The sequence below is a fragment of the Frigoribacterium sp. PhB107 genome, from assembly GCF_003751515.1.
Lineage (GTDB): Bacteria > Actinomycetota > Actinomycetes > Actinomycetales > Microbacteriaceae > Frigoribacterium.
In genome coordinates, this window is the sequence record NZ_RJKU01000001.1 from 172,343 (window position 1) to 192,879 (window position 20,537).

21 protein-coding genes are annotated in these 20,537 nt (G+C 72.4%); 15 read left to right on the forward strand and 6 right to left on the reverse strand.

What is annotated here, in order from left to right; genetic code table 11:
* The first annotated feature begins 29 nt into the window (after positions 1-29).
* The 3 genes from EDF18_RS00700 to EDF18_RS00710 all read left to right on the forward strand — a co-directional run bounded on the left by EDF18_RS00700 (position 30) and on the right by EDF18_RS00710 (position 1,768).
* Positions 30-416: a VOC family protein gene (locus EDF18_RS00700; protein ID WP_123545529.1), complete on the forward strand. Its 387-nt coding sequence runs from the start codon at positions 30-32 to the stop codon at positions 414-416.
* 171 nt (positions 417-587) lie between these two features.
* Complete coding sequence (locus EDF18_RS00705; RefSeq protein ID WP_123545531.1) at positions 588-875, forward strand: hypothetical protein; 288 nt, start codon at positions 588-590, stop codon at positions 873-875.
* Complete coding sequence (locus tag EDF18_RS00710) at positions 872-1,768, forward strand: NUDIX domain-containing protein (protein WP_123545533.1); 897 nt, start codon at positions 872-874, stop codon at positions 1,766-1,768. The genes EDF18_RS00705 and EDF18_RS00710 overlap by 4 nt, the downstream gene beginning before the upstream one ends.
* Positions 1,769-1,823: 55 nt before the next feature.
* On the opposite strand, the gene EDF18_RS00715 is transcribed toward EDF18_RS00710, so the two are convergent.
* The gene (locus EDF18_RS00715) at positions 1,824-3,299 is read right to left on the reverse strand and encodes a S1C family serine protease (protein ID WP_123545535.1); all 1,476 of its coding nucleotides are present in this window, start codon (positions 3,297-3,299) and stop codon (positions 1,824-1,826) included.
* A 235-nt stretch (positions 3,300-3,534) separates the two neighbouring features.
* On the opposite strand from EDF18_RS00715, the gene EDF18_RS00720 reads away from it, so the two are divergent.
* The 3 genes from EDF18_RS00720 to EDF18_RS00730 all read left to right on the forward strand — a co-directional run bounded on the left by EDF18_RS00720 (position 3,535) and on the right by EDF18_RS00730 (position 5,472).
* On the forward strand, positions 3,535-4,071 hold the full coding sequence (locus EDF18_RS00720; protein WP_123545537.1) for an FHA domain-containing protein: 537 nt from the start codon (positions 3,535-3,537) through the stop codon (positions 4,069-4,071).
* Positions 4,071-4,769: a MerR family transcriptional regulator gene (locus tag EDF18_RS00725; RefSeq protein ID WP_123545539.1), complete on the forward strand. Its 699-nt coding sequence runs from the start codon at positions 4,071-4,073 to the stop codon at positions 4,767-4,769. The genes EDF18_RS00720 and EDF18_RS00725 overlap by 1 nt, the downstream gene beginning before the upstream one ends.
* A 154-nt stretch (positions 4,770-4,923) precedes the next feature.
* Entirely contained in the window at positions 4,924-5,472 is a 549-nt protein-coding gene (locus EDF18_RS00730) for a MerR family transcriptional regulator (RefSeq protein ID WP_123545541.1), read from the forward strand.
* Between the two features lie 218 nt (positions 5,473-5,690).
* On the opposite strand, the gene EDF18_RS00735 is transcribed toward EDF18_RS00730, so the two are convergent.
* Positions 5,691-6,503: a ParA family protein gene (locus tag EDF18_RS00735; protein ID WP_123545543.1), complete on the reverse strand. Its 813-nt coding sequence runs from the start codon at positions 6,501-6,503 to the stop codon at positions 5,691-5,693.
* Positions 6,504-6,634: 131 nt separating this feature from the next.
* On the opposite strand from EDF18_RS00735, the gene def reads away from it, so the two are divergent.
* On the forward strand, positions 6,635-7,132 hold the full coding sequence (gene def / locus EDF18_RS00740; protein WP_123547184.1) for a peptide deformylase: 498 nt from the start codon (positions 6,635-6,637) through the stop codon (positions 7,130-7,132).
* 54 nt (positions 7,133-7,186) lie between these two features.
* On the opposite strand, the gene EDF18_RS00745 is transcribed toward def, so the two are convergent.
* Positions 7,187-9,040 carry a long-chain fatty acid--CoA ligase gene (locus EDF18_RS00745; protein ID WP_123545545.1) on the reverse strand — a complete coding sequence of 618 codons (1,854 nt, stop codon included), beginning with the start codon at positions 9,038-9,040 and terminating at the stop codon, positions 7,187-7,189.
* A gap of 121 nt (positions 9,041-9,161) precedes the next feature.
* Here EDF18_RS00745 and EDF18_RS00750 point away from each other — a divergent pair, with 121 nt between their 5' ends.
* The 3 genes from EDF18_RS00750 (at position 9,162) to EDF18_RS00760 (ending at position 12,272) form a co-directional block, all read left to right on the forward strand.
* The gene (locus EDF18_RS00750; protein ID WP_123545547.1) at positions 9,162-10,112 is read left to right on the forward strand and encodes an ROK family glucokinase; all 951 of its coding nucleotides are present in this window, start codon (positions 9,162-9,164) and stop codon (positions 10,110-10,112) included.
* A 30-nt stretch (positions 10,113-10,142) separates the two neighbouring features.
* Positions 10,143-10,832 (forward strand): 1-acyl-sn-glycerol-3-phosphate acyltransferase, encoded by a 690-nt coding sequence (locus EDF18_RS00755; RefSeq protein WP_123545549.1) that lies wholly within the window; start codon positions 10,143-10,145, stop codon positions 10,830-10,832.
* 111 nt (positions 10,833-10,943) lie between these two features.
* A complete protein-coding gene (locus EDF18_RS00760; RefSeq protein ID WP_123547185.1) occupies positions 10,944-12,272 on the forward strand; it encodes a class II 3-deoxy-7-phosphoheptulonate synthase in 1,329 nt (442 codons plus the stop codon).
* Positions 12,273-12,378: 106 nt separating this feature from the next.
* On the opposite strand, the gene pknB is transcribed toward EDF18_RS00760, so the two are convergent.
* Together pknB and EDF18_RS00770 are read right to left on the reverse strand one after the other, a co-directional pair.
* Complete coding sequence (gene pknB / locus EDF18_RS00765) at positions 12,379-14,337, reverse strand: Stk1 family PASTA domain-containing Ser/Thr kinase (RefSeq protein WP_123545551.1); 1,959 nt, start codon at positions 14,335-14,337, stop codon at positions 12,379-12,381.
* Positions 14,338-14,439: 102 nt separating this feature from the next.
* Positions 14,440-15,819, reverse strand: a complete 1,380-nt coding sequence (locus EDF18_RS00770; RefSeq protein WP_233568920.1) for a LysM peptidoglycan-binding domain-containing protein — start codon at positions 15,817-15,819, stop codon at positions 14,440-14,442.
* Between the two features lie 235 nt (positions 15,820-16,054).
* Between EDF18_RS00770 and EDF18_RS00775 the strand changes: the two genes are divergently transcribed.
* The gene (locus EDF18_RS00775; protein WP_369878077.1) at positions 16,055-16,411 is read left to right on the forward strand and encodes an Rv2175c family DNA-binding protein; all 357 of its coding nucleotides are present in this window, start codon (positions 16,055-16,057) and stop codon (positions 16,409-16,411) included.
* 48 nt (positions 16,412-16,459) lie between these two features.
* On the opposite strand, the gene EDF18_RS00780 is transcribed toward EDF18_RS00775, so the two are convergent.
* A complete protein-coding gene (locus EDF18_RS00780) occupies positions 16,460-17,581 on the reverse strand; it encodes a polyprenyl synthetase family protein (protein WP_123545554.1) in 1,122 nt (373 codons plus the stop codon).
* A gap of 98 nt (positions 17,582-17,679) precedes the next feature.
* On the opposite strand from EDF18_RS00780, the gene EDF18_RS00785 reads away from it, so the two are divergent.
* The 4 genes from EDF18_RS00785 (at position 17,680) to EDF18_RS00800 (ending at position 20,535) form a co-directional block, all read left to right on the forward strand.
* Positions 17,680-18,093 carry a DUF3040 domain-containing protein gene (locus EDF18_RS00785; protein WP_123545556.1) on the forward strand — a complete coding sequence of 138 codons (414 nt, stop codon included), beginning with the start codon at positions 17,680-17,682 and terminating at the stop codon, positions 18,091-18,093.
* 307 nt (positions 18,094-18,400) lie between these two features.
* Positions 18,401-18,832 (forward strand): division/cell wall cluster transcriptional repressor MraZ, encoded by a 432-nt coding sequence (mraZ, locus tag EDF18_RS00790; RefSeq protein ID WP_123545558.1) that lies wholly within the window; start codon positions 18,401-18,403, stop codon positions 18,830-18,832.
* A 102-nt stretch (positions 18,833-18,934) separates the two neighbouring features.
* Complete coding sequence (gene rsmH / locus EDF18_RS00795) at positions 18,935-19,885, forward strand: 16S rRNA (cytosine(1402)-N(4))-methyltransferase RsmH (protein WP_123545560.1); 951 nt, start codon at positions 18,935-18,937, stop codon at positions 19,883-19,885.
* Positions 19,882-20,535, forward strand: a complete 654-nt coding sequence (locus EDF18_RS00800; RefSeq protein ID WP_123545562.1) for a hypothetical protein — start codon at positions 19,882-19,884, stop codon at positions 20,533-20,535. Before rsmH ends, EDF18_RS00800 begins: the two co-directional genes overlap by 4 nt.
* Positions 20,536-20,537: the final 2 nt, after the last annotated feature.

The window sequence follows — 20,537 nt, forward strand, 5'->3', positions numbered from 1 at the left end:
ACACTGGTGTCCCGATCGAGGAGGTCCCCGTGTTCGAGCCCGTCAGCGCCTACAGCGGCTTCAGCGTCGACGACGTCCCGGCGGCGGCCGAGTTCTGGGGCGAGGTGCTCGGACTGGCCGTCACGCCCCTCATGGACGGCACGATGCTGCAGGTCGAGCTGCCCGGCAGCGCCGCGAGGGTCCTCGTCTACGGCAAGGACGACCACCGGCCCGCAGGCTTCACCGTCCTCAACCTCGTCGTCGACGACCTCGACGTCGCCCTGGCCGGTCTCGCCGAGCGCGGGCTCAGGCCCGACCCGGGCGGGCCCTGGGCGGGCGAGGACCGGGTCGTCCGCGGGCGCGCCTCGGGCCACGGCCCCGACATCGCCTGGTTCCACGACCCCGCAGGGAACGTCTTCTCCGTCCAGCAGCAGTGACGGCAGGCGCGGGCCGAGGCGGCAGCAGCACGAGCGGAGGGCTGGCCCGACATCGGGTTCCGGGCCAGCCCCCTGTCCTCGTTCGGAGTCCCCGGCCTGCCGGTTGGGTGTCACGTCGTCCTCGGAGCGGCGGCCGGTAACCTGGGCGCACCGACCCGAGGAGCACCAGCGATGACGCGCGACGCCGAACCCCGCCCCGCCTCCGACCGCCCGATCGCGGCGTTCCTGTCCGTCGCGGCGGGCGTCCTGGCCTTCGCGGTGCCCGTCCCGGCCCTCAACGTGGTCTTCTCCCTCGGCGCCCTCGTCTACGGCGTGCTCGGCCTCCGACGCAGTCGTGCGCTGCGCTCTCGCGGCCCGCTGCGCTCGGGGCTCGTCCTCGCGATCGTCGGCCTCGTGCTCGGCGCCCTGGCCGTGCTCGGCACCGTGGCGGGGCTCGTCGTCCTGTCGCAGCAGTCGTGACCGTCCACGGACCCGCCGACGGCTGGGTCGAGGGCCCGGACGGGCGTCGCTTCTGGGGCCGCGCGGGCGCCGCGGGCCTGCTGGCGGTCGACGCCGACGACCGCGTGCTGCTGCAGCACCGCGTCGAGTGGAGCCACTTCGGCGGCACCTGGGGCCTGCCGGGCGGTGCCCGCGACTTCGACGAGACGGCCGTGGCGGGAGCTCTCCGCGAGGCAGGCGAGGAGGCCGCCGTCCCCGCCGGCGCGCTCCGTCTGCGCTCCGAGTCGGTCCTCGACCTCGGCTTCTGGTCGTACACGACCGTCGTCGCGGCCGTCACGCGCGCCTTCGAGCCGGTCATCTCCGACGCCGAGAGCCTCGAGCTCCGCTGGGTGCCGAGGGCCGAGCTCGACGTCCTGCCGCTGCACCCGGGGCTGGCGGCGTCGTGGCCCGGCCTCCGCGCCCAGCTGGACGACGACGTGCACCTGGTCGTCGACGCGGCGAACGTGGTCGGGTCGCGGCCCGACGGCTGGTGGCGGGACCGCGCAGGAGGCGCCGCCCGCCTCCTCGGGTCCCTGGCCGACGCGCTCGCGGTCGGCCTCCCCGCCCGGCTCCTGTCGGACGCCCCGCCCGAGGGACCCGGCGCCGCGACGTCCTGGTGGCCGACGACGACGGTCGTGCTCGAGGGCGAGGCCCGGCGAGCCCCCGACGTCGACGGGCTCACGGTGCGACGCGCCCCGGGCGAGGGCGACGACGCGATCGTCGTCGAGGTCGAGCAGCGCGTGGCCGCTGCCGTCGGCGCGGGCGCGACGCCCCGGGTCGTCGTGGTGACGGCCGATCGTGGCCTTGCCGACCGTGTGCGGGCCGCGGGCGGCGCCGTCGTCGGTCCCCGGCGCCTCCTCGACCTGCTCGGCTGACGGCACGGAGGCCCTTCCTCCGGACCGGGAGGAAGGGCCTTCGCACGCGTGGGGGTCAGGCCGCGGGGCCCTCGCCGAGGGTCACCGTCGCGGTGTGGCTCGTGCCGGTCGCGTCGGTCCAGGTCAGCTGCACCTGGTCGCCGGCGTCGTGCGCCTGGACGGCCGCGGTCAGGGCCGAGGCGTCCGCCACGGCGGTGCCGTCGAGCGCGGTGACGGTGTCGCCCGCGACGAGGCCGGCCGACTCCGCGGCGCTGCCCTCGACGGTGCCGGCGATCGCGACGCCTGCCCCGGTGCCGGTCGCCGTGCTCGAGATCTGGGCACCGAGGAACGCGGGGAGCCCGATCTGGATCGTCGAGCTGCCCTGACCCGCGACGATCTGCTTCGCGATCGACAGCGCGTGCGAGATCGGGATGGCGTAGCCGGTGATCGGAGCGGCGCCCGAGGAGGCGGCGGTCACGATCCCGACGACCTCGCCGTCGGCGTCGCGCAGCGGCCCGCCGGAGTCGCCCGAGACGACGTCCGACTGCAGCTCGATCAGGCCCGACAGCGACTCCGTGCCGCTGCCCGTCTCGCTGGCGACGGAGATCGCCTGGTCGGTCGCGAGCACCGTGCCCTCGGCCGTCACCAGGTCCCCGGTGCCGCCGGCGTTGCCCGTCGAGTGCACTGCGTCGCCGGTGGCCACGTCGCCCGAGGCGTCGAAGTCCACGGGCGTCAGCCCGCTCGCGTCCTCGAGCTGCAGCACGGCGACGTCGTTCGTGGCGTCGGTGCCGACGACCTTCGCGGTGTAGGCCTGCCCGGTCGTCTCGTCGGTGACCTCGATGCTCGTCGCGCCCTGCACCACGTGGTTGTTCGTGAGCACCAGCCCGTCCGCCGTCATGACCATCCCGGTGCCGGCCGACTCGTGCGACGAGTCGTAGTCCAGGGTGCTGACGATCGTCACGACGCCCTTCGTCTCGTCCGCGGTCGCTGCCGTGGCGGACGACTCGGAGGCGCCCGTGCCGCCGGTGCTGCCCGTGCCGCCCTGCGCCTGGCCGGGGAGCAGCTGGCCCCCCGAGGACGACCCGTCCGAGCTGCCGAACGGCGAGCCCTGCGAGGGCAGCTGCTGGGGCGAGAGCTGGTAGGTCTGCTGGCGTGCCTCCGCGGCGGCGAGGCCGACGGAGTGGCCGAGCGACCAGGCGCCCACGCTCGCCCCGCCGACGCCGAGCACGAGGACGGCGGCGGCGCCGGTCACGAGGGCCCAGCGGGCGGGGCGGCGACGACGAGGGGGGCGGGGACCGAAGGCCGAGGGGAGGGAAGGGGCGGACGCGGCCGTGCCGCCCTGCGTCGCGGCCGGGTCCTCCGCGGCGGCGGACACGAAGCGTGCGTCCGAGGAGCCCGTCACGTGGGGGAGCGTGCGGGCCTCTGCCGGATCCCGGTCCGTCGAGCTCGGGGTCGGCGTCGCGCTCGGGGTCGGGCTGGGCGTCGGCGTCGGCGTCGTCGCGGGCGTCGGCTGGTCAGCGGTGCGGTCGGCGTCGCTCTCGCGGTCGTTCATGGGGTGCCTCCTGAGGCGGTGGTCGAGGTGATGAGGACCATGGAACGAGGTCCGCCGATCAATTCCCTATGAACCGCCGAGGAGGTGGTCGTGAGTTCTCGGAGGGACCGCCGACAGCCGCGGGCCGTGTCCTCCCTTCGGCGGACGACCGTCCGTCCCCGGGCGGCCCGCCCCGAAAAGCGTTGCCGTCCGGTGCCGCCGATCCGATACGCTGGTCACCCGAAGGAGGTCCACGATGGCAGAGCCCGTTCACCACGTGCCCGACGAGCACCGCCCCGACCAGGGCAGCCCCGGCGCACACACGGCGCACACCCCCGCGCAGGGCGTCCCCGGGTCCTCTCGCGAGGTCGACACCACCCTCAGCTTCAACGAGGAGTACCAGGCCCAGCTCGCTGCGCTCCAGGGCGGTGCCACGTCCGACGAAGGCGAGGCGGTCGCCGCGCTCCCGTCCGGCTCCGCCCTCCTCGTCGTCCGACGGGGCCCGAACATCGGCGCCCGGTTCCTCCTCGACTCCGACGTCACGGTGGCCGGCCGGCACCCCGACGCGGGCATCTTCCTCGACGACGTCACGGTCAGCCGCAAGCACGCCGAGTTCCGGCGGTCAGGCACGACCTTCACGGTCAACGACCTCGGGTCGCTCAACGGCACGTACTTCGACGGCGTCCGCATCGACGAGGCCCTGCTCAGCGACGGCGCTGAGGTGCAGGTCGGCAAGTTCCGCCTCACCTTCTACGCGTCGCGCGTCGACCTGGCCACCCTGGCCCTCCAGTAGTGCCCGGCTCCGCCGCCGCCCGGTCGTCGCCGACCGGGTCGGCCGACCTGTTGACGATCGGGCAGGTCCTGGCGCGTCTCAAGCCCGAGTTCCCCGACCTGAGCAACAGCAAGCTGCGCTTCCTCGAAGAACGTCAGCTGGTCACGCCCGTGCGCACCGCGTCGGGCTACCGGAAGTTCTCGTCCGCCGACGTCGAGCGCCTGCGCTTCATCCTCGGCCTTCAGCGCGATCACTACCTGCCCCTCAAGGTCATCCGTCAGCACCTCGACGACCTCGACGCCGGACGGCCGTCCACCCTCCCGACCGGTTCGGCTCCGGTGTCGATGCTCTCGACCGTGCGCCGGTTCTCCCGTGCCGACCTGCTCCGCGAGACGGGCGCCTCCTCGGCCCTGCTCGACGACGCGATCGCGTCGTCGCTGATCTCGCCGTCCGACACCTACGGCGACGAGCCCCTGGCCGTGCTGGCCGCCCTGGTCGAGCTCGGCCGCTCGGGCATCGAGCCCCGTCACCTGCGCAGCTTCCGAGCGGCCGCCGAGCGCGAGCTCAGCCTCATCGAGAGCGCGCTCGCCTCGGTCGCGCGTCGTCGTGACCCGGCCGGTCGGGCACGGGTCGCCGAGCTCTCGCGAGAGCTGGCCGGGCAGCTCGAGGTCGTCCGCACCTCGCTCATCCGCTCGGCCCTCGACCGCCTCGACACGTAGACGGCGGGGCCGGCGACGAATATCCTCGACACGCCGACTCCTCGACGCGGATGTCGCCTCGACGAGACCTCGATGTGGGTACCGTGGGACCAGGTCGAACCATCAACCCGGTGTTGAATGTTTCGGGTCAGATCGCGACGTGGAAGGCAACTGAATGAACGAGTCAGGTTCCCCTGAGGGATCCCGCTACGAGCGGGGCCTGCTCTTCACGGACGGCATGCCCGAGCTCGACGCCGACAGCGGCTACCGAGGCACCGTCGCCGCCCGCGCCGCTGGCATCAGCTACCGCCAGCTCGACTACTGGGCCCGGACCGGCCTCGTCGAGCCCACCATCCGCAGCGCCGCCGGCTCGGGCTCGCAGCGGCTCTACGGCTTCCGCGACATCCTCGTGCTCAAGCTCGTGAAGCGGCTGCTCGACACCGGCATCTCCCTCCAGCAGATCCGCACGGCCGTGAACCAGCTGAGGGAGGCGGGGGTCAGCGACCTGGCACAGACCACGCTCATGAGCGACGGCGCCAGCGTCTACCTCTGCACGTCCGACGACGAGGTCATCGACCTCGTGAGCCGCGGTCAGGGCGTCTTCGGCATCGCCGTCGGCAAGGTCCTCCGCGAGGTCGAGACGAGCCTCGTCGAGCTCGACAGCACCCCTGCGGCCGATCCCTCCGACGAGCTGGCGGCCCGCCGAGGCGACCGCGCCAGCTGACCCGCCACGGTCAGCCTCCACGGGAGCGCGGTCCGCGCGACTCGGGAGGCACCCCCGCGTGAACGACACAGCGCCCGAGGGCACCCGCATCCTGTGATCCGCCTGCGGGCCCATCCTGACCGCGGCAGCGGTGCACGTGGCTACGGGACCGGCAGACACGCGTCAGGAGCGCACGCCAGCGGGCGTGCGTCAGCTGGCGTGTGGAGGGGGGACTGACCTCAGCGCGCGGCAGGTTCGGCGTAGTCGCCGATCTTCGCGGTGCGCATGATGCGCTCGAGCAGCTGGTCGAAGTTGCGCGCCATCTCCTGTGCGCTCTCGCCCGGCCACACGTGCAGGGGCTTCGCGGCGCCCTGCGCCTGCTGCAGCGACGTGCGCTCGGGCAGCTGCGGGCTCAGCACGAGGGGCCCGAACATGTCCCGGAGCTCCTTGATGCGGAACTGGTGCTCGATCGACTGGACGCGGGCACGGTTGACGATGATGCCCAGCGGCTGCAGCCGAGGGGAGAGGCCGCGGCGGATCTCCTCGATCGCCCGCAGGGCTCGGTCCGCCGCGGCGACGCTGAAGAGACCGGGCTCGGTGACCACGGTGACGCGGTCGGAGGCGGCCCAGGCGGTGCGCGTCAGGGCGTTCAGGGACGGGGCGCAGTCGATGAGGACGAGGTCGTAGTCGGCCTCGACGTTGGCGAGCGCCTCCTCGAGCTTCCAGATGTCGCGGATCGACGGGTGCGGGCCGTCGAAGTTGATGGCCGAGGGGCTGCCGATCATGACGTCGATCTTTCCCGTGCGGCCCTTGGTCCAGCCGCTGGGGGCGATCGCGGCCCGGACCGTCTTCTCCTTCGGCGACGCCAGGACGTCGGCGACGTTGAGGTGCCCCGCGACGGTGATGTCGAGGCCGGTCGAGACGTCGGACTGCGGGTCGAGGTCGACCACCAGGGTCCTGAGGCCCTTGGCGAAGGCCGCCGACGTGAGTCCGAGCGTCACGGTCGTCTTGCCGACGCCGCCTTTGAGAGAACTGACGCTGAGTACATGCACGACGACGACGATACCGTCACTATTCTTGAAGCACCTGCACGCCACGTCGCCCGACGGGCGATCCCGGCAGGCTCCCTCGTCTCCGGTGGCTCCGAGCCCCGTCCCCGTTCCTTCCCCAGGAGGTGCTCGTCGTGAGCGTCCGCCCCATCCGACTCTTCGGCGACCCGGTGCTCCGGTCGCCCTCCGACCCCGTCCGCGTGGGCGACGCCCGACTGGCCTCGCTCGTCGACGACCTCCTCGACACCGTGCGCGAGCCCGGTCGCGCTGGCGTGGCCGCTCCCCAGATCGGTGTCGGCCTGAGGGCCTTCAGCTACAACGTCGACGGCGAGGTCGGCTACGTTCTGAACCCCGAGATCACCGAGCTCACGGGCGAGAAGGAGCTGGTGGAGGAGGGCTGCCTCTCCGTGCCGGGCTTCTGGTTCCCGACCCCACGCTGGTCCCGGGCCCGCGTCGAGGGCATCGACCTCGACGGCGAGCCGGTCGTGCTCGAGGGGGACGGGCTCATGGCGCAGGCGCTCCAGCACGAGACGGACCACCTCGCCGGCACCCTCTACGTCATGACCCTCGAGACCGAGACCCGCCGCGACGCCCTGCGGCAGATCCGGGCCAGCGACTGGTGGCGGGCCTGACCGGACCTCGACCGGCGGCGCCCTGGGCGCCGCCGGTACCGGGGCCGGGCACGGTCAGGCGGTCGGCCCCGGCTTGTCCGCGGACGAGACGGTCCTGACCGACTCCGTGTTGGGGTAGACGGAGTAGAGGTCGGCGATCTGTCCGGCGAAGTCCTCGACGACGACGGCGCGCTTGACGCTCATCTTCGGCGTCAGGTGCCCGCTGGCCTCGGTCAGCTCGATCGGCAGCACGACGAACTTGCGGATCGACTCCGCCCGGGAGACCGCCTCGTTCGCGAGGTCGACCGCCCTCTGCACCTCGGCCAGCACGGCGGGGTGCTCGGCAGCCTCCGCGAGCGGCATGTCCGCGGCCTCGCCCGCGTTGTTGAGCCAGACCGGCAGCATCTCGGTGTCGAGGGTGACGAGCGCCGAGATGAACGGACGCTGGTCGCCCACCACGACGACCTGGGCGACGAGGGGGTTCGCGCGGATCGGGTCCTCGAGCACGGCGGGGGCGACGTTCTTGCCCCCGGCGGTGACGATGATCTCCTTCTTCCGACCCGTGATGGTGAGGTAGCCGTCGGAGTCGAGGCTGCCGAGGTCGCCGGTGCGGAACCAGCCGTCCTGCATGACCGCGGCCGTCTCCTCCTCGTTCCTCCAGTAGCCCGCGAAGACGTTCTCGCCCTTGACCAGCACCTCGCCGTCGTCGTCGATCCGCAGCGAGACGCCCGGGAGCGCCGGCCCGACGGTGCCGATCTTGAACCGCGACACGAGGTTCACCGAGGCCGGCGCCGTGGTCTCGGTCAGGCCGTAGCCCTCGAGGATGCGGATGTCGAGGCTGCGGAAGAAATGGCCGAGGCGGGTGCCGAGCGGGGCCGAGCCCGAGACGGCGTAGCGGATGTTCCCGCCCATCGCCTTCTTCAGCTTGCGGTACACGAGCCGGTCGAAGAGGGCGAAGCGCAGGCGCAGGCCGACGGGCACCGTCCCCTCGTCGAGGGCCTTGGAGTGCGCGATGGCCACCGCGACGGCCTGGCGGAAGATGCCGCCCTTGCCCGAGGCCTCGGCCTTCTGCTCAGCGGAGTTGTAGACCTTCTCGAACACCCGCGGCACCGCAAGCAGGAACGAGGGGCGGAAGGAGGCGAGCGATGGCAGGAGCTGCTTGGTGTCGGCCTGGTGGCCCACCTTGACCCCGGCGTGCACCGACATCACCGCGATGAAGCGGGCGAAGACGTGGGCCGTCGTGATGAACAGCAGGGTCGACGAGCCCGGCGCCACGACGTCGCCCATGGCCACCGCGGCGTTGCGGCTGGTCTCGACGAAGTTGGCGTGCGTCAGCATGCAGCCCTTGGGGCGGCCCGTGGTGCCCGACGTGTAGATGATGGTGGCGAGGTCGTCCCCGTTCGCCAGCGTGCGGCGGCGCTCGAGCTCGTCGTCCGACACGCCCCGCCCGGAGCGCGCCAGCTTCTCGAGGTCGCCGAGGTCGATCTGCCAGACGTGGGCGACGTCCGGCAGCTCGGGGTGCACCTCGTCGAACCGGGCGAAGTGGTCCGGCGTCTCGACGATCACGGCCACGGCGCCTGAGTCGCTGAGGTTCCAGTGCACCTGGCTCGGCGACGACGTCTCGTAGACGGGCACGAGCAGCGCGCCGGCGAACCAGACCGCGAAGTCGACGAGCGTCCACTCGTAGCGTGTGCGGCTCATCAGGCCCACCACGTCGCCGGGCTGGATGCCGGCGGCGATGAGGCCCTTGGCGACCTCGCGCACCCGGGCGGCGAACTCGGCGGCGGTGACGTCGGTCCAGCCTCCCGTGCCGTCGGGCACGGAGAACAACGGCTCGTTCGGCGTCGTCGCCGCCCGCTCCACGAGCAGGTCTGTCGCGTTGGCGGTCGGGTCGGCAGGGACCACGAGGGGGACGGTGTGTTCGTTCACGGCAGCTCCTTCGGCACCGGCAGGGTCCGACGAGCTTAGCGGGGGCCCCTGCGTCCGTCCCGGGACGACCTGAGGGCGTCGTGGAACGACAGGAGACGGCCCGAGGATAGACTCGTCGCTCGTGCAGGCAATAGGCATTGACATCGGCGGGACGAAGATCGCAGGCGGGGTCGTCACCGAGCTGGGCGAGATCGTCGCCGAAGAGCGAGTCCCGACCCCCGCCGGCGACGCCGGCGCGATCGTCGACGCCGTCGTCGCGATGGTGAAGGGCCTCCAGGCGCGGCATCCCGACGTCGTGGCGGCAGGGGTCGCGGCCCCCGGCTTCATCGACGCCTCGCAGTCGGTCGTGTACTACACGCCGAACATCCCGTGGCGGAACGAGCCGCTCAGGGCACGGCTGTCCGAGCAGCTCGACCTGCACATCACGATCGACAACGACGCGAACGCCGCGGGCTGGGCCGAGTTCCGGTTCGGCGCCGGCCGCCTCGCGAGCGACATGACCATGCTCACCATCGGCACGGGCGTCGGCGGCGCCGTCGTCGCCCAGGACCGCCTGCTCCGCGGCGGCTTCGGCACCGGCGGCGAGCTCGGCCACATGCGCATAGTCCCCGACGGCCTTCCCTGTGGCTGCGGTGCCCGCGGCTGCATCGAGCAGTACGGCTCGGGACGTGCCCTGCTGCGCATGGCGGGCGAGGTGGCCGACCTCGGCGGCGTCGGGTCGGCGCTGGCGGCGGTGCGTGCCGAGAAGGGCGAGCTCACGGGACACGACGTGGCCGCGCTGATGCAGGCGGGCGACGCCGGTGCCCTCGAGGCGCTCCGTCAGCTGGGCACCTGGCTCGGCCAGGCCGCGGCCTCGCTCGCCGCCATCCTCGACCCGCAGGTCTTCGTCTTCGGCGGGGGAGTCGCGCAGTCGGGCGAGCTCCTCCTCGCCCCCGTCCGCAAGGCGTTCCACGAGCACCTGCCGGCCCGCGGGTTCCACCCGGAGCCCGACTTCGTCATCGCCGAGCTGGTCAACGACGCCGGCGTCGTCGGCGCCGCCGACCTCGCCCGGCTGCACGCGTCCACTCGCTAGACTCCGATCGCCGACGAGGGAGGGGCCCCGATGCTCTACTGGTTCTTGAAGACGATGGTGGCGAGCCCCCTCATGCTCACGGTGTTCCGTCCGTGGGTCCGCGGGCTCGAGAACGTCCCGGCGTCCGGGGCCGTCATCTTCGCCAGCAACCACCTGTCGTTCGTCGACTCGATCTTCCTGCCGCTCGCGCTCGAGCGCCGCATCTCGTTCCTGGCCAAGAGCGACTACTTCACGGGGTCGGGCCTCAAGGGCTGGGCCATGCGCCTCTTCTTCACCGCCACCGGTCAGCTGTCCATCGACCGATCGGGCGGCAAGGCCTCGGAGGCGTCGCTCGCGACGGGCCTGTCGGTCCTGGGCCGCGGTGAGCAGCTCGGCATCTACCCCGAGGGCACCCGCAGCCCCGACGGCAAGCTCTACCGCGGCCGCACGGGCGTCGCGCGCATGATCCTCGAGGGGCACGTCCCCGTCGTGCCGGTCGCCATGATCGACACCGAGAAGGTCATGAAGACCGGCACGAAGATCCCGAAGATCCGCCGGGTCGGCATCGTCTTCGGCGAGCCCCTCGACTTCAGCCGGTTCGAGGGGATGGAGGGCGACCGGTTCATCCTCCGGTCCATCACCGACGAGATCATGTACGAGCTCGGCGCCCTGAGCGGCCAGGAGTACGCCGACGTCTACGCCTCGTCGGTCAAGGAGAAGCGCGTCGCCTCCGCGCGGTAGGCTCGACCGCCGGGATCGATCGGTCCCTGGCCCGTCCTAGCTGCAAGGAAGACCGTGGTCCCCATCGCCGAACCGTCCGCGGGCGTCGTCACCGACGCCTCCACCACCGACGTGATCGACGGACTCGACTACTGGCGCACGCTCCCGATCAAGCAGCAGCCCGCGTGGCCCGATCCCTCCGCGGTCCAGGCCGCGTCGGCCGAGATCGCCGCGCTGCCGCCCCTCGTCTTCGCGGGCGAGGTCGACACCCTCCGCGAGCGGCTGGCCGCGGCGGCCCGCGGCGACGCGTTCCTGCTGCAGGGCGGCGACTGTGCCGAGACGTTCGCCGGCGCCACCGCCGACCAGATCCGCGACCGCGTCAAGACCATCCTGCAGATGGCCGTGGTGCTCACGTACGGCGCCTCCGTGCCGGTCATCAAGATGGGCCGCATGGCGGGCCAGTTCGCCAAGCCCCGCTCGAGCGACTCCGAGACCCGTGACGGCGTGACCCTCCCCGCCTACCGGGGCGACATCGTCAACGGCTACGACTTCACGCCCGAGTCCCGACGGGCCGACCCTGCCCGGCTCGTGAAGGGGTACCACACCTCCGCGTCGACGATCAACCTGATCCGCGCGTTCACGCAGGGCGGCTTCGCCGACCTCCGCCAGGTGCACAGCTGGAACCGCGGCTTCGCGTCGAACCCGGCCAACGCCGCCTACGAGCACCTCGCGAAGGAGATCGACAAGGCCATCCGCTTCATGGAGGCGGCCGGTGCGGACTTCGACGAGCTCAAGCGCGTCGAGTTCTACACCAGCCACGAGGGCCTGCTGATGGACTACGAGCGGCCGATGACGCGGATCGACTCGCGCACGGGCGACCCCTACGTCCTGTCGTCGCACTTCGTCTGGATCGGCGAGCGCACCCGTGACCTCGACGGCGCCCACGTCGACTTCCTCTCGCGGGTCCGCAACCCCATCGGCGTCAAGCTCGGCCCGTCGACCACGCCGGACGACATGCTCCGCCTCATCGACGTGCTCGACCCCGACCGCGAGCCCGGCCGCCTGACGTTCATCACGCGCATGGGCGCCGGCAAGATCCGCGAGTCGTTGCCGCCGCTGCTCGAGGCGATCAAGGGCGCCGACGCGACTCCGCTCTGGGTCAGCGACCCGATGCACGGCAACGGCCTCACGACGCCGACGGGCTACAAGACCCGCCGCTTCGAGGAGATCATGGACGAGGTCAAGGGCTTCTTCGAGGCGCACCGCGCCGCGGGCACCCACCCCGGCGGCATCCACATCGAGCTGACCGGCGACGACGTGACCGAGTGCCTGGGCGGCTCCGAGCACATCGACGAGGCCACGCTCGCGACGCGGTACGAGTCGCTCTGCGACCCGCGGCTGAACCACATGCAGTCGCTCGAGCTCGCGTTCCTCGTCGCGGAGGAACTGGCGGCGAACTAGGCCGCGCCTCCTCGGCTCGCCGAACGGCCACGTCGACGGGCCCGCCTCCCACAGGAGGCGGGCCCGTCGTCGTGACGGGGCGCGGCCCAGGGCGGGCGCGCGGTGGTCACTCGACGCGGTAGGAGAGCCTGACCGTCGATCCCCGGGACGCGGTGGCTCCCGGGACGGGGTCCGTCGAGACGACGGTGAGGCTCGCCTCCCAGTCGAAGAAGGCGCAGGTGAAGTTCGTGCACCGGTCGTAGCTGACCCGCAGGCCGAGGGCCTGGAGCTGGGACGTGGCCTGGTCGATGGTCTTGCCGGTGACGTCCGGGACGGTGACGGGGGGAGGCCCCCCCGAGACGACGAGGTCGAGGGAGGCGCCGGGCCGGATCGGGCCGTCCTGCTGCTGGTCGGCACGGATCACGGCGCCCTCGTCGACGTCGTCGCTGAACTCCGTTCCGGCCTCGATGCCGGTGAGGCCGACGTCCTGGAGCGTCGCCTGGGCGTCCTCGACCGACTGGCCGACGACGTCCGGGACGGGGCCGAGGGAGACGGTCAGCGTGACGGGCTGCTGCTCGCCGTACTGGGCCGCGCCGGCCAGGTCGACGGCCGTGCCCGCGGAGTCGACCCCCGAGACGGCGAGCACGGTGCCGGGGTCGGCGGCGTCGAACTGCGTCGTGCTGTCCTGGACGGCGAAGGACGACAAGGAGGCGCGGGCCGAGTCCTCGGTCTGTCCCACGACGGCGGGCAGGTCGAGCGGCTGCGGACCCTGCGAGACGACCAGCGTGACGGTCGAGCCCTTCTGGAGGCGTGAGGACGGACCGGGGTCCGTCCCGATCACCTGTCCGGTGGGCACCTCGACCGAGAAGTCGGCTGCGTTCTGCTCGGCGACGACGAACTCGGCCGCCTCGAGGACGGACGAGGCGGCGGCGGGGTCTTGGCCGGCCACGTCGGGGACGGCCACCTGGCTGCCCGGGCCCGCGCCGAACCACCAGCCCGCGCCGCCGCCGACCACGGCGAGCACGAGGACGAGAGCGATCCACACGAAGCCCCGTCGCCGTCGTCTCCGGGCCACGTCGCTGAGCTCGGCGACCGTGTCGACGGCCGCCGGTCCTACCGGTCCGGTCCGGTGGCGTGCCTTGGGGAGCGCCTGCGTCTCGCCGGTGCCGCCTCGCGGGAGGACCATCGTCGCGGAGGCCGGGGGGAGGACCATGGTGCGGCCGAGGGGAGCGCCGGACGGGTCGGCGAGGACGCGCTGGACGTCGATGAGCTGGTCGAGCATCGCCCGGGCGTCGCGGGGGCGGTGCTCCGGGTCGCGTGCCGTGGCCCACAGGACGAGCTCGTCGAGCTCGGCGGGGACCGACGGGTTCGCCGAGCTGGGCGCGGGGACCGTGTCGTTCGCGTGCTGGTACGCGATCTGCATCGGCTGCTCGCCCTTGTAGGGCTGCTCGCCGGTGAGCATCTCGTAGAGCATGATGCCGAGCGCGTAGATGTCGCTGCGGGTGTCGGCCACGCCACGGGTGACGAGCTCGGGGGAGAGGTAGGCGATCGTGCCGAGCAGGGCAGCGCCGGTCGCCGTGTTCGCGGTCGCGGCGCGGGCGAGGCCGAAGTCGCCGATCTTGATCCGGCCGTCGTCGGCGAGCAGGACGTTCTCGGGCTTGAGGTCGCGGTGGACGATGCCGGCGCGGTGGGCGGCGGCGAGGCCGGCGAGCACCGCCTCCAGGATGTCCATGGCCTGCTCGCTCGTGAGGACCTTGTGGTCCTGCAGCAGCTCGCGCAGCGTGATGCCGGGCAGGTACTCCATGACGAGGTAGGCGCTGTCGTCGTCCTGGCCCTGGTCGAAGACGTTGACGACGTTGGGGTGGGCGAGCCTCGCTGCCGAGCGCGCCTCCTGGATGAAGCGCTCCTTGAAGGAGGCGTCGTCCGCCAGGTGGCCGTGCATGATCTTGATCGCGACCCGGCGTTCGAGCCGGAGGTCGGTGGCCAGGTACACGGTGGCCATGCCGCCCCGGGCGATGCGCGAGCGGACCTGGTACCGGTCGTCGATGAGCCGGCCGATCATCGGGTCAGTCTGGTTCGCGCTCATCGAGGCGATCTTACGAGTCGGCGCGCCGGTGGCCGACGCGGCTCACCGGCGAGTGTCGAACGAGGGTGCCGCCGACGTCGCCGCGGTGGTGGCACGGACGGCTCAGCCCAGGGTGCTGAGCCACGTGCGTGCCGGTGCCTCCCACTTGGCGTAGGCCGTGGGGTGGGCCGAGAGCTGGACCGCCTGGGCGGCGTCCGTCAGCGACATCGAGGACCAGCCCCGGACGTCGAGCAGGCCGCGGGTCTTGCCGACGTTCGGGTTCGTCCGTCCGCCGAAGAAGAGCTTCGTCGCGTGCGCGGCGTCCGTGAGCTGCGCGGGGGTGCCCCAGCCCGTGCTCGGGCGCTGCTGGAACAGGCCGAGCGAGTCGCGGTCGCCGTGGTGGATGTTCCTCAGGCTCGACTCCTGTGCCGCCGCGGCCAGGGCCACGACGATGGCCTGGTCTCCCACGCCCAGCTCGCGCCCGACGCGGATGATCACGCGAGCGTTCTCCTGCTGCTCGGCGGTGAGCGTGGTGCCCGTCGTCAGCGGGGCCACGGAGGTGGTGGCCGCGACCGTCGTGGGCGCGGCGGCAGGCGACGAGGCGCCGGGGACGACGAGGGTGCGCCCCGCGTAGATCGTGCTCGTCATGCTCAGCCCGTTGGCCGCGAGGAGCGCCTGGACCGTCGTGCCGGTCTGCCTCGCGATGGAGGCGATGGTCTCGCCGCTCCTGATGACGTGGCCGGCGGTCGCCGCGGGGGTCGGCGCGGCGGCCCTCTGCGAGGCCGGCGCCGCGGCCTGGGATGCCCCGCCGGGCAGGGAGAGCACCTGGCCCGGGTAGATGATGCTCGACCAGCTGAGGCCGTTCGCCCCGAGCAGGGAGGCGGTGCTCACCCCGTGCGCGCCGGCGATCGAGCTGAGCGTGTCGCCGCGCGCGATGGTGTAGCTGCCGGCCGCGGCGGCCCGGGGCGCGCTGGTCGGCGCGGCGGGAGCGGGCGAGGACGCGACGAGGCTGAGCGTCTGGCCGGGGAAGATGGTCGACTTCCAGCTGAGCCCGTTGAGCGCGAGCACGGAGGCGGTGCTGAGCCCGAATGACGCGGCGATGCTGGCGACCGTGTCGCCCGAGGCGACGGTGTAGGTCGACGGGGCCAGGACCGTGCTCGACGCTGCGGCGACGTCGACCGTCGCGGCAGTCGACTCCGGGGCCGGAGCGGCTGCCGTCGGCGGCAGCGCGATCGGGCGCGGGGCGGCGTGCGGCTTCTTCGTGGGCTGCTGGTCGTGGGCGACCGACGCGACGGGGCCGGTCATGCCGAGGCTGAGCGCCATCGAGCCGACGAGCATGATGGGCACCGTCTGGAGCATGGAACGAGCGGCCCGTGAACGAGCCCCCCGTCCGTCGGCGTCGAGGGCCCCGCGGCCGAAGGCGGCACCGGGCAGCCGTGTGGCGCGGGGTGCGTCGGGGGTCCCGTCGAGATCGAGGGCGCGGTCCGAGCTGCTGTCGTTCATGGAGGTGATCCTCGGGTCGTGGCGTCCGACACGTCGACAACCTGATCCGCGACGGCGTGTCTCGTGGTGCCAAGTTGGCACAGGTGGAGACCCGTGTCAATCACAGTGGCCAGTGCTACGAATGAGGTCCATGTGGCTGCTGTGACACGCGGGGCTCTTGTGGCTCGTGTGACGAGAGTGACGCGGGCAACGAGGCAGGACACGGACCGGCGTTCGGCCGTGGCAAGGTGGACCCGTGACCGATCTCTCTCAGCAGCCCTGGTTCGACGACACCGAGTGGTTGGCGGTGCCCGACCTCGTCGAGATGCTCGGCCTCAGCGTCAGCCGTGTCCACCGGCTCTTCGAGGACCACGTCCTGATCTCCACGCGGGTGGACGGCGTCGTCGTCACCCCGGCGGTGTTCCTGGTCGACGGCGAGCCCATGCACGAGCTCCGGGGCACCGCCACCGTCCTCTCGGACAACGGGTTCACGGACGACGAGGCGCTCGACTGGATGCTCTCGGTCGACGACAGCCTCGGCGTCTCCCCGGTCGAGGCTCTGCGCGCGGGGCGCAAGGCCGAGGTCCGTCGGGTGGCGCAGAGCCTCCTCTGAGCCGACTCCCGTCAGTTCGGGGGCAGCCGGAGGACGGTGGCCCCGGGGCTAGTAGGTGCGCTTCGTCACCGTGTCGGCGAGCCGCGTGAGCTGGGCCCGGGCCGAGGGTGCGAGATCCGCCCCGTCGAGGGCGGTCACGGCGCGCTCGACCTGGTCGGTGATCGACTGCTCGACCGCCTCCACGGCCCCCGACTCCCTCAGCGTCGCCTGCAGCACGCCGATCTGGTCGTCGTCGAGGTCGGGATCGCCCAGCAGCTCGTCGAGCAGGCGGACGGAGCTCGGCGGCAGCGCCCGGCGGGCCGTCGCCACGAGGACGGTGCGCTTGCCCTCGCGGAGGTCGTCGCCGGCGGGCTTGCCGGTCACCTCGGGGACGCCGAAGACGCCCAGCAGGTCGTCGCGGAGCTGGTAGGCGATGCCGAGGGGGAGCCCGAAGCGCCGCAGCGACTCGAGCTCGGACTCGGAGCCGCCGGCCATGGCCGCCCCGATGGTGAGCGGTGCCTCGACGCTGTACTTCGCGGACTTGTAGACGATGACCCTCTGGGCCCGGGGCAGCAGGTCGACGTCGGGCACGCTGCGCCAGGCGTTCTCCTCGAGGATGTCGAGGTACTGGCCCACGGTGACCTCGGTGCGCATGCGGTTGAACTCGCGCCGAGCCGCGAGGGCGGCGCCCCGGGACTCGAGGGCGTCGAGGGCCTCGCTGATCTGCTCGTCGCTCCACGCGAGGAGGAGGTCGCCCATGAGCAAGGCCGCCGACGTGCCGAAGCCGGACGCGGAGCCGAGCCACCCGCCCTCGCGGTGCAGGGCCTCGAACCGGCGGTGCGCGGCGGGACGCCCGCGACGGGTGTCGGAGTTGTCCATGATGTCGTCGTGCACGAGCGCGGCCGCGTGGAAGAACTCGAGCCCGACGGAGGCGGTCATCACGGCGTCGAGGGACCGCTGGTCGACGGTCGTCCCGAGCGGGTCGAACCCGGCGTCACGGCCGGCGACGGACTGCCAGCCCCAGTAGCAGAACAGGGCCCGGAAGCGCTTGCCGCCGCGGAGCAGGTCGCTGGAGAAACCGGCGAAGGGGGAGAGGTCGTCGGCGATGCCCCGGAGGGCCGGTCGGCGGTCGTCGAGGAACCGATCGATGCGCTCTTGAACGACGTCCACTAACCGCGTACTCTCAGCCACGCTGCCTAGCCTAGCCACAGCGCCCGGGCATACACTCGCCCGTATCCACACGCGGTGATCCCGAGGCCGCGGGGCCTGTGCTCGAAGGGAACAAAGAGATGCCACTTTCCGAACAGGAGCAACGACTCCTCGAAGAGATGGAGCGGAGCCTCTACAGCAACGACTCCGACTTCGTGGCGACCGTCGGCGGGCGCCGTGGGCGCCCGAACTACACGATGGTCGTCATCGGCGTGCTCGCGGCTCTCGTCGGCATCGCGGTCATCGTCACCGGCGTCATCATCCGGACTCCTCCGGTGGGTCCCCTCGTCGGCGTGGCTGGCTTCGTGCTCCTCGTGGCCGGTGCCGTCTTCGCGATGGCGCCGCCTCGTCGTGGCTCGCAGGCTCGTCCCTCCGCCGCGTCAGCCGCTCCCGGCTCCGCTCGTCCGTCGACCTCACGCCCCGCGCGCAGCGGCAGCATGATGGACCGCCTCAACGACCGCTGGGAGCGCCGCCAGGACGGCGACCGCTCCTAGTCCTCCACTTCGCACCACGACCTCAGGGGTCGGCCTCCGGGCCGGCCCCTTTCTCGTGCGCCCGGGGCCTCCTCGCGCCTCCATCCGGGGTTCCTTGCCGGTGCCCGCACGCGTCCTCGGCCCGGCTCATGGTCTGTCTTCGCCTCGTCACTCCCTTCTCCTCCACCGCCGTGACCCCCGAACTGGAGCGGATCCGGGAGGGGCCAGCACGACTTCGACCCCATCTCGCCTATCCGGGTGGGGGATTGTGGAGTAAAGTGGAGGCACGTGCCACGGACGGGGTGCGGGGCGAAGGGGGGCGAGGCGCATGTTCCTCGGCACCTACTCGCCCAAGCTCGACGAGAAGGGCCGGATCATCCTCCCCGCGAAGTTCCGTGACGAGCTGGCCTCCGGCCTCGTCATGACCCGCGGTCAAGAGCGCTGCGTCTACGTGTTCAGCCAGGCCGAGTTCGAGGACATGCACACGCGCATCCGGCAGGCGCCGATCACGAGCAAGGAGGGGCGCGACTACATGCGCCTGTTCCTCTCCGGCGCCAGCGACGACGTCCCCGACAAGCAGAACCGCGTCACGATCCCGTCCCAGCTGCGGGACTACGCGGGCCTGGGTCGCGACCTCACGGTCATCGGCGCGGGCAACCGTGCCGAGATCTGGGCCACGGACGCGTGGAACACCTACTACGAGGCCCAGGAGGCCGCGTTCGCGAACACCACGGAGGAGGTGATCCCCGGGCTCTTCTAGCTCCTCGGCCCTGACTCCCAGCCGTCCGCCCTGGCGCACCTTCCCCGGTGCCAGGTCGAGATGGATGGGGATCAGGGCCCGGGATCCAGGCCCAGGTCAGCCATGGCAGATCAGATCCACACCCCCGTCCTCCTCGAGCGCACGCTCGAGCTCCTCGCCCCGGCGATCTCGCGCCCCGGCGCCGTCGCGGTCGATGCCACGCTCGGCATGGGCGGCCACGCGGCCGCGATGCTCGAGCGCTTCCCCGACCTCACCGTGGTCGGCCTCGACCGCGACACCGAGGCGCTCGCGATCGCCGGCGAGCGTCTACGACCGTTCGGCGAGCGTGCCCGACTGGTGCACACGCGCTACGACGGCGTGGCCGACGCCCTCGACGAGCTGGGCATCGACGAGGTGCAGGGCGTGCTCTTCGACCTCGGCGTCTCGTCCCTCCAGCTCGACCGGGTCGAGCGGGGGTTCTCCTACTCCAAGGACGCACCGCTCGACATGCGGATGGACCCGACCTCCCCGGTCACGGCCGAGACGATCCTCGCCGAGTACCCCGAGTCCGAGCTGCGGCGCATCTTCTACCAGTACGGCGAGGAGAAGCTCAGCCCCCGGTACGCCCGCCGCATCGTGGAGCACCGTGCCGAGGCGCCGCTCCGCCGCAGCGGCGAGCTCGTCGACCTGCTCATCGCCGCCACGCCGATGGCCCTGCAGCGGGCGGGCCACCCTGCCAAGCGCGTCTTCCAGGCGCTGCGCATCGAGGTGAACGGCGAGCTGGCCTCGCTCGAGGCGGCCGTCCCGGCCGCCCTCGACCGCATCGCCGTCGAGGGTCGCGTCGTCGTGCTCGCGTACCAGTCGCTCGAGGACCGCTTCGTCAAGCGCGAGCTCGCGGCCCGGACCACCTCGACGGCGCCCCAGGGCCTCCCTGTCGAGCTGCCCGAGCACCGGCCCGGCTACCGCCTCCTCGTCCGCGGCGCCGAGCTCGCCACCCCCGACGAGATCGACCTGAACCCCCGTGCCAAGCCCGTGCGACTGCGCGCAGCCGAACGAATCCGGAGAACAGCATGAGCAACGCCGCGATCGACCCGATCCCGCAGCGCCGCCCCTCGCACGAGCCTCGCCGGGCACCGGTCGAGATCGTCACGAGCCGGGCGCAGCGTCGCGCGCGGCCCCGGATCGCGTACGCGCTCGTGGCCACCGCCTCCTTGTTCGTCCTGCTCCTGACCCAGCTGGCGATCAGCATCGCCCTCAGCGACGGGGCCTACACGATTTCCGACCTGCAGGCCGAGAAAACCGAGCTGACGCGCGACCAGCAGAAGTACTCCGAGCAGCTCGACGTCCTCTCGTCGCCGCAGAACCTGGCCAACAACGCCGAGCAGCTAGGCATGGTCCGCAACTCGAACCCGGTCTACCTCGACCCGACGACCGGTGCGGTGCACGGCGACCCGGCTCCCGCCGACGGCACGGCGGACGGCACGGACAACCTGATCCCGAACACGCTGCTCGACGGCGTCCCCCTCGCGACGGTCGCACCCGACACGGCGACCACCGACACGGCGACCACCGACACGGCGGACCAGGCGGCGGCGTCGAGCGACACGGCCGCGCAGGGCACGCCTCCGACCGACTCCGCCACGACGGGCGCGGCGACCGCGGGATCCGGCACCCCGTCGGTAGCGTCTGACCCTGACCAGCTCGCGGCTCCCCAGACCCGCTAGCG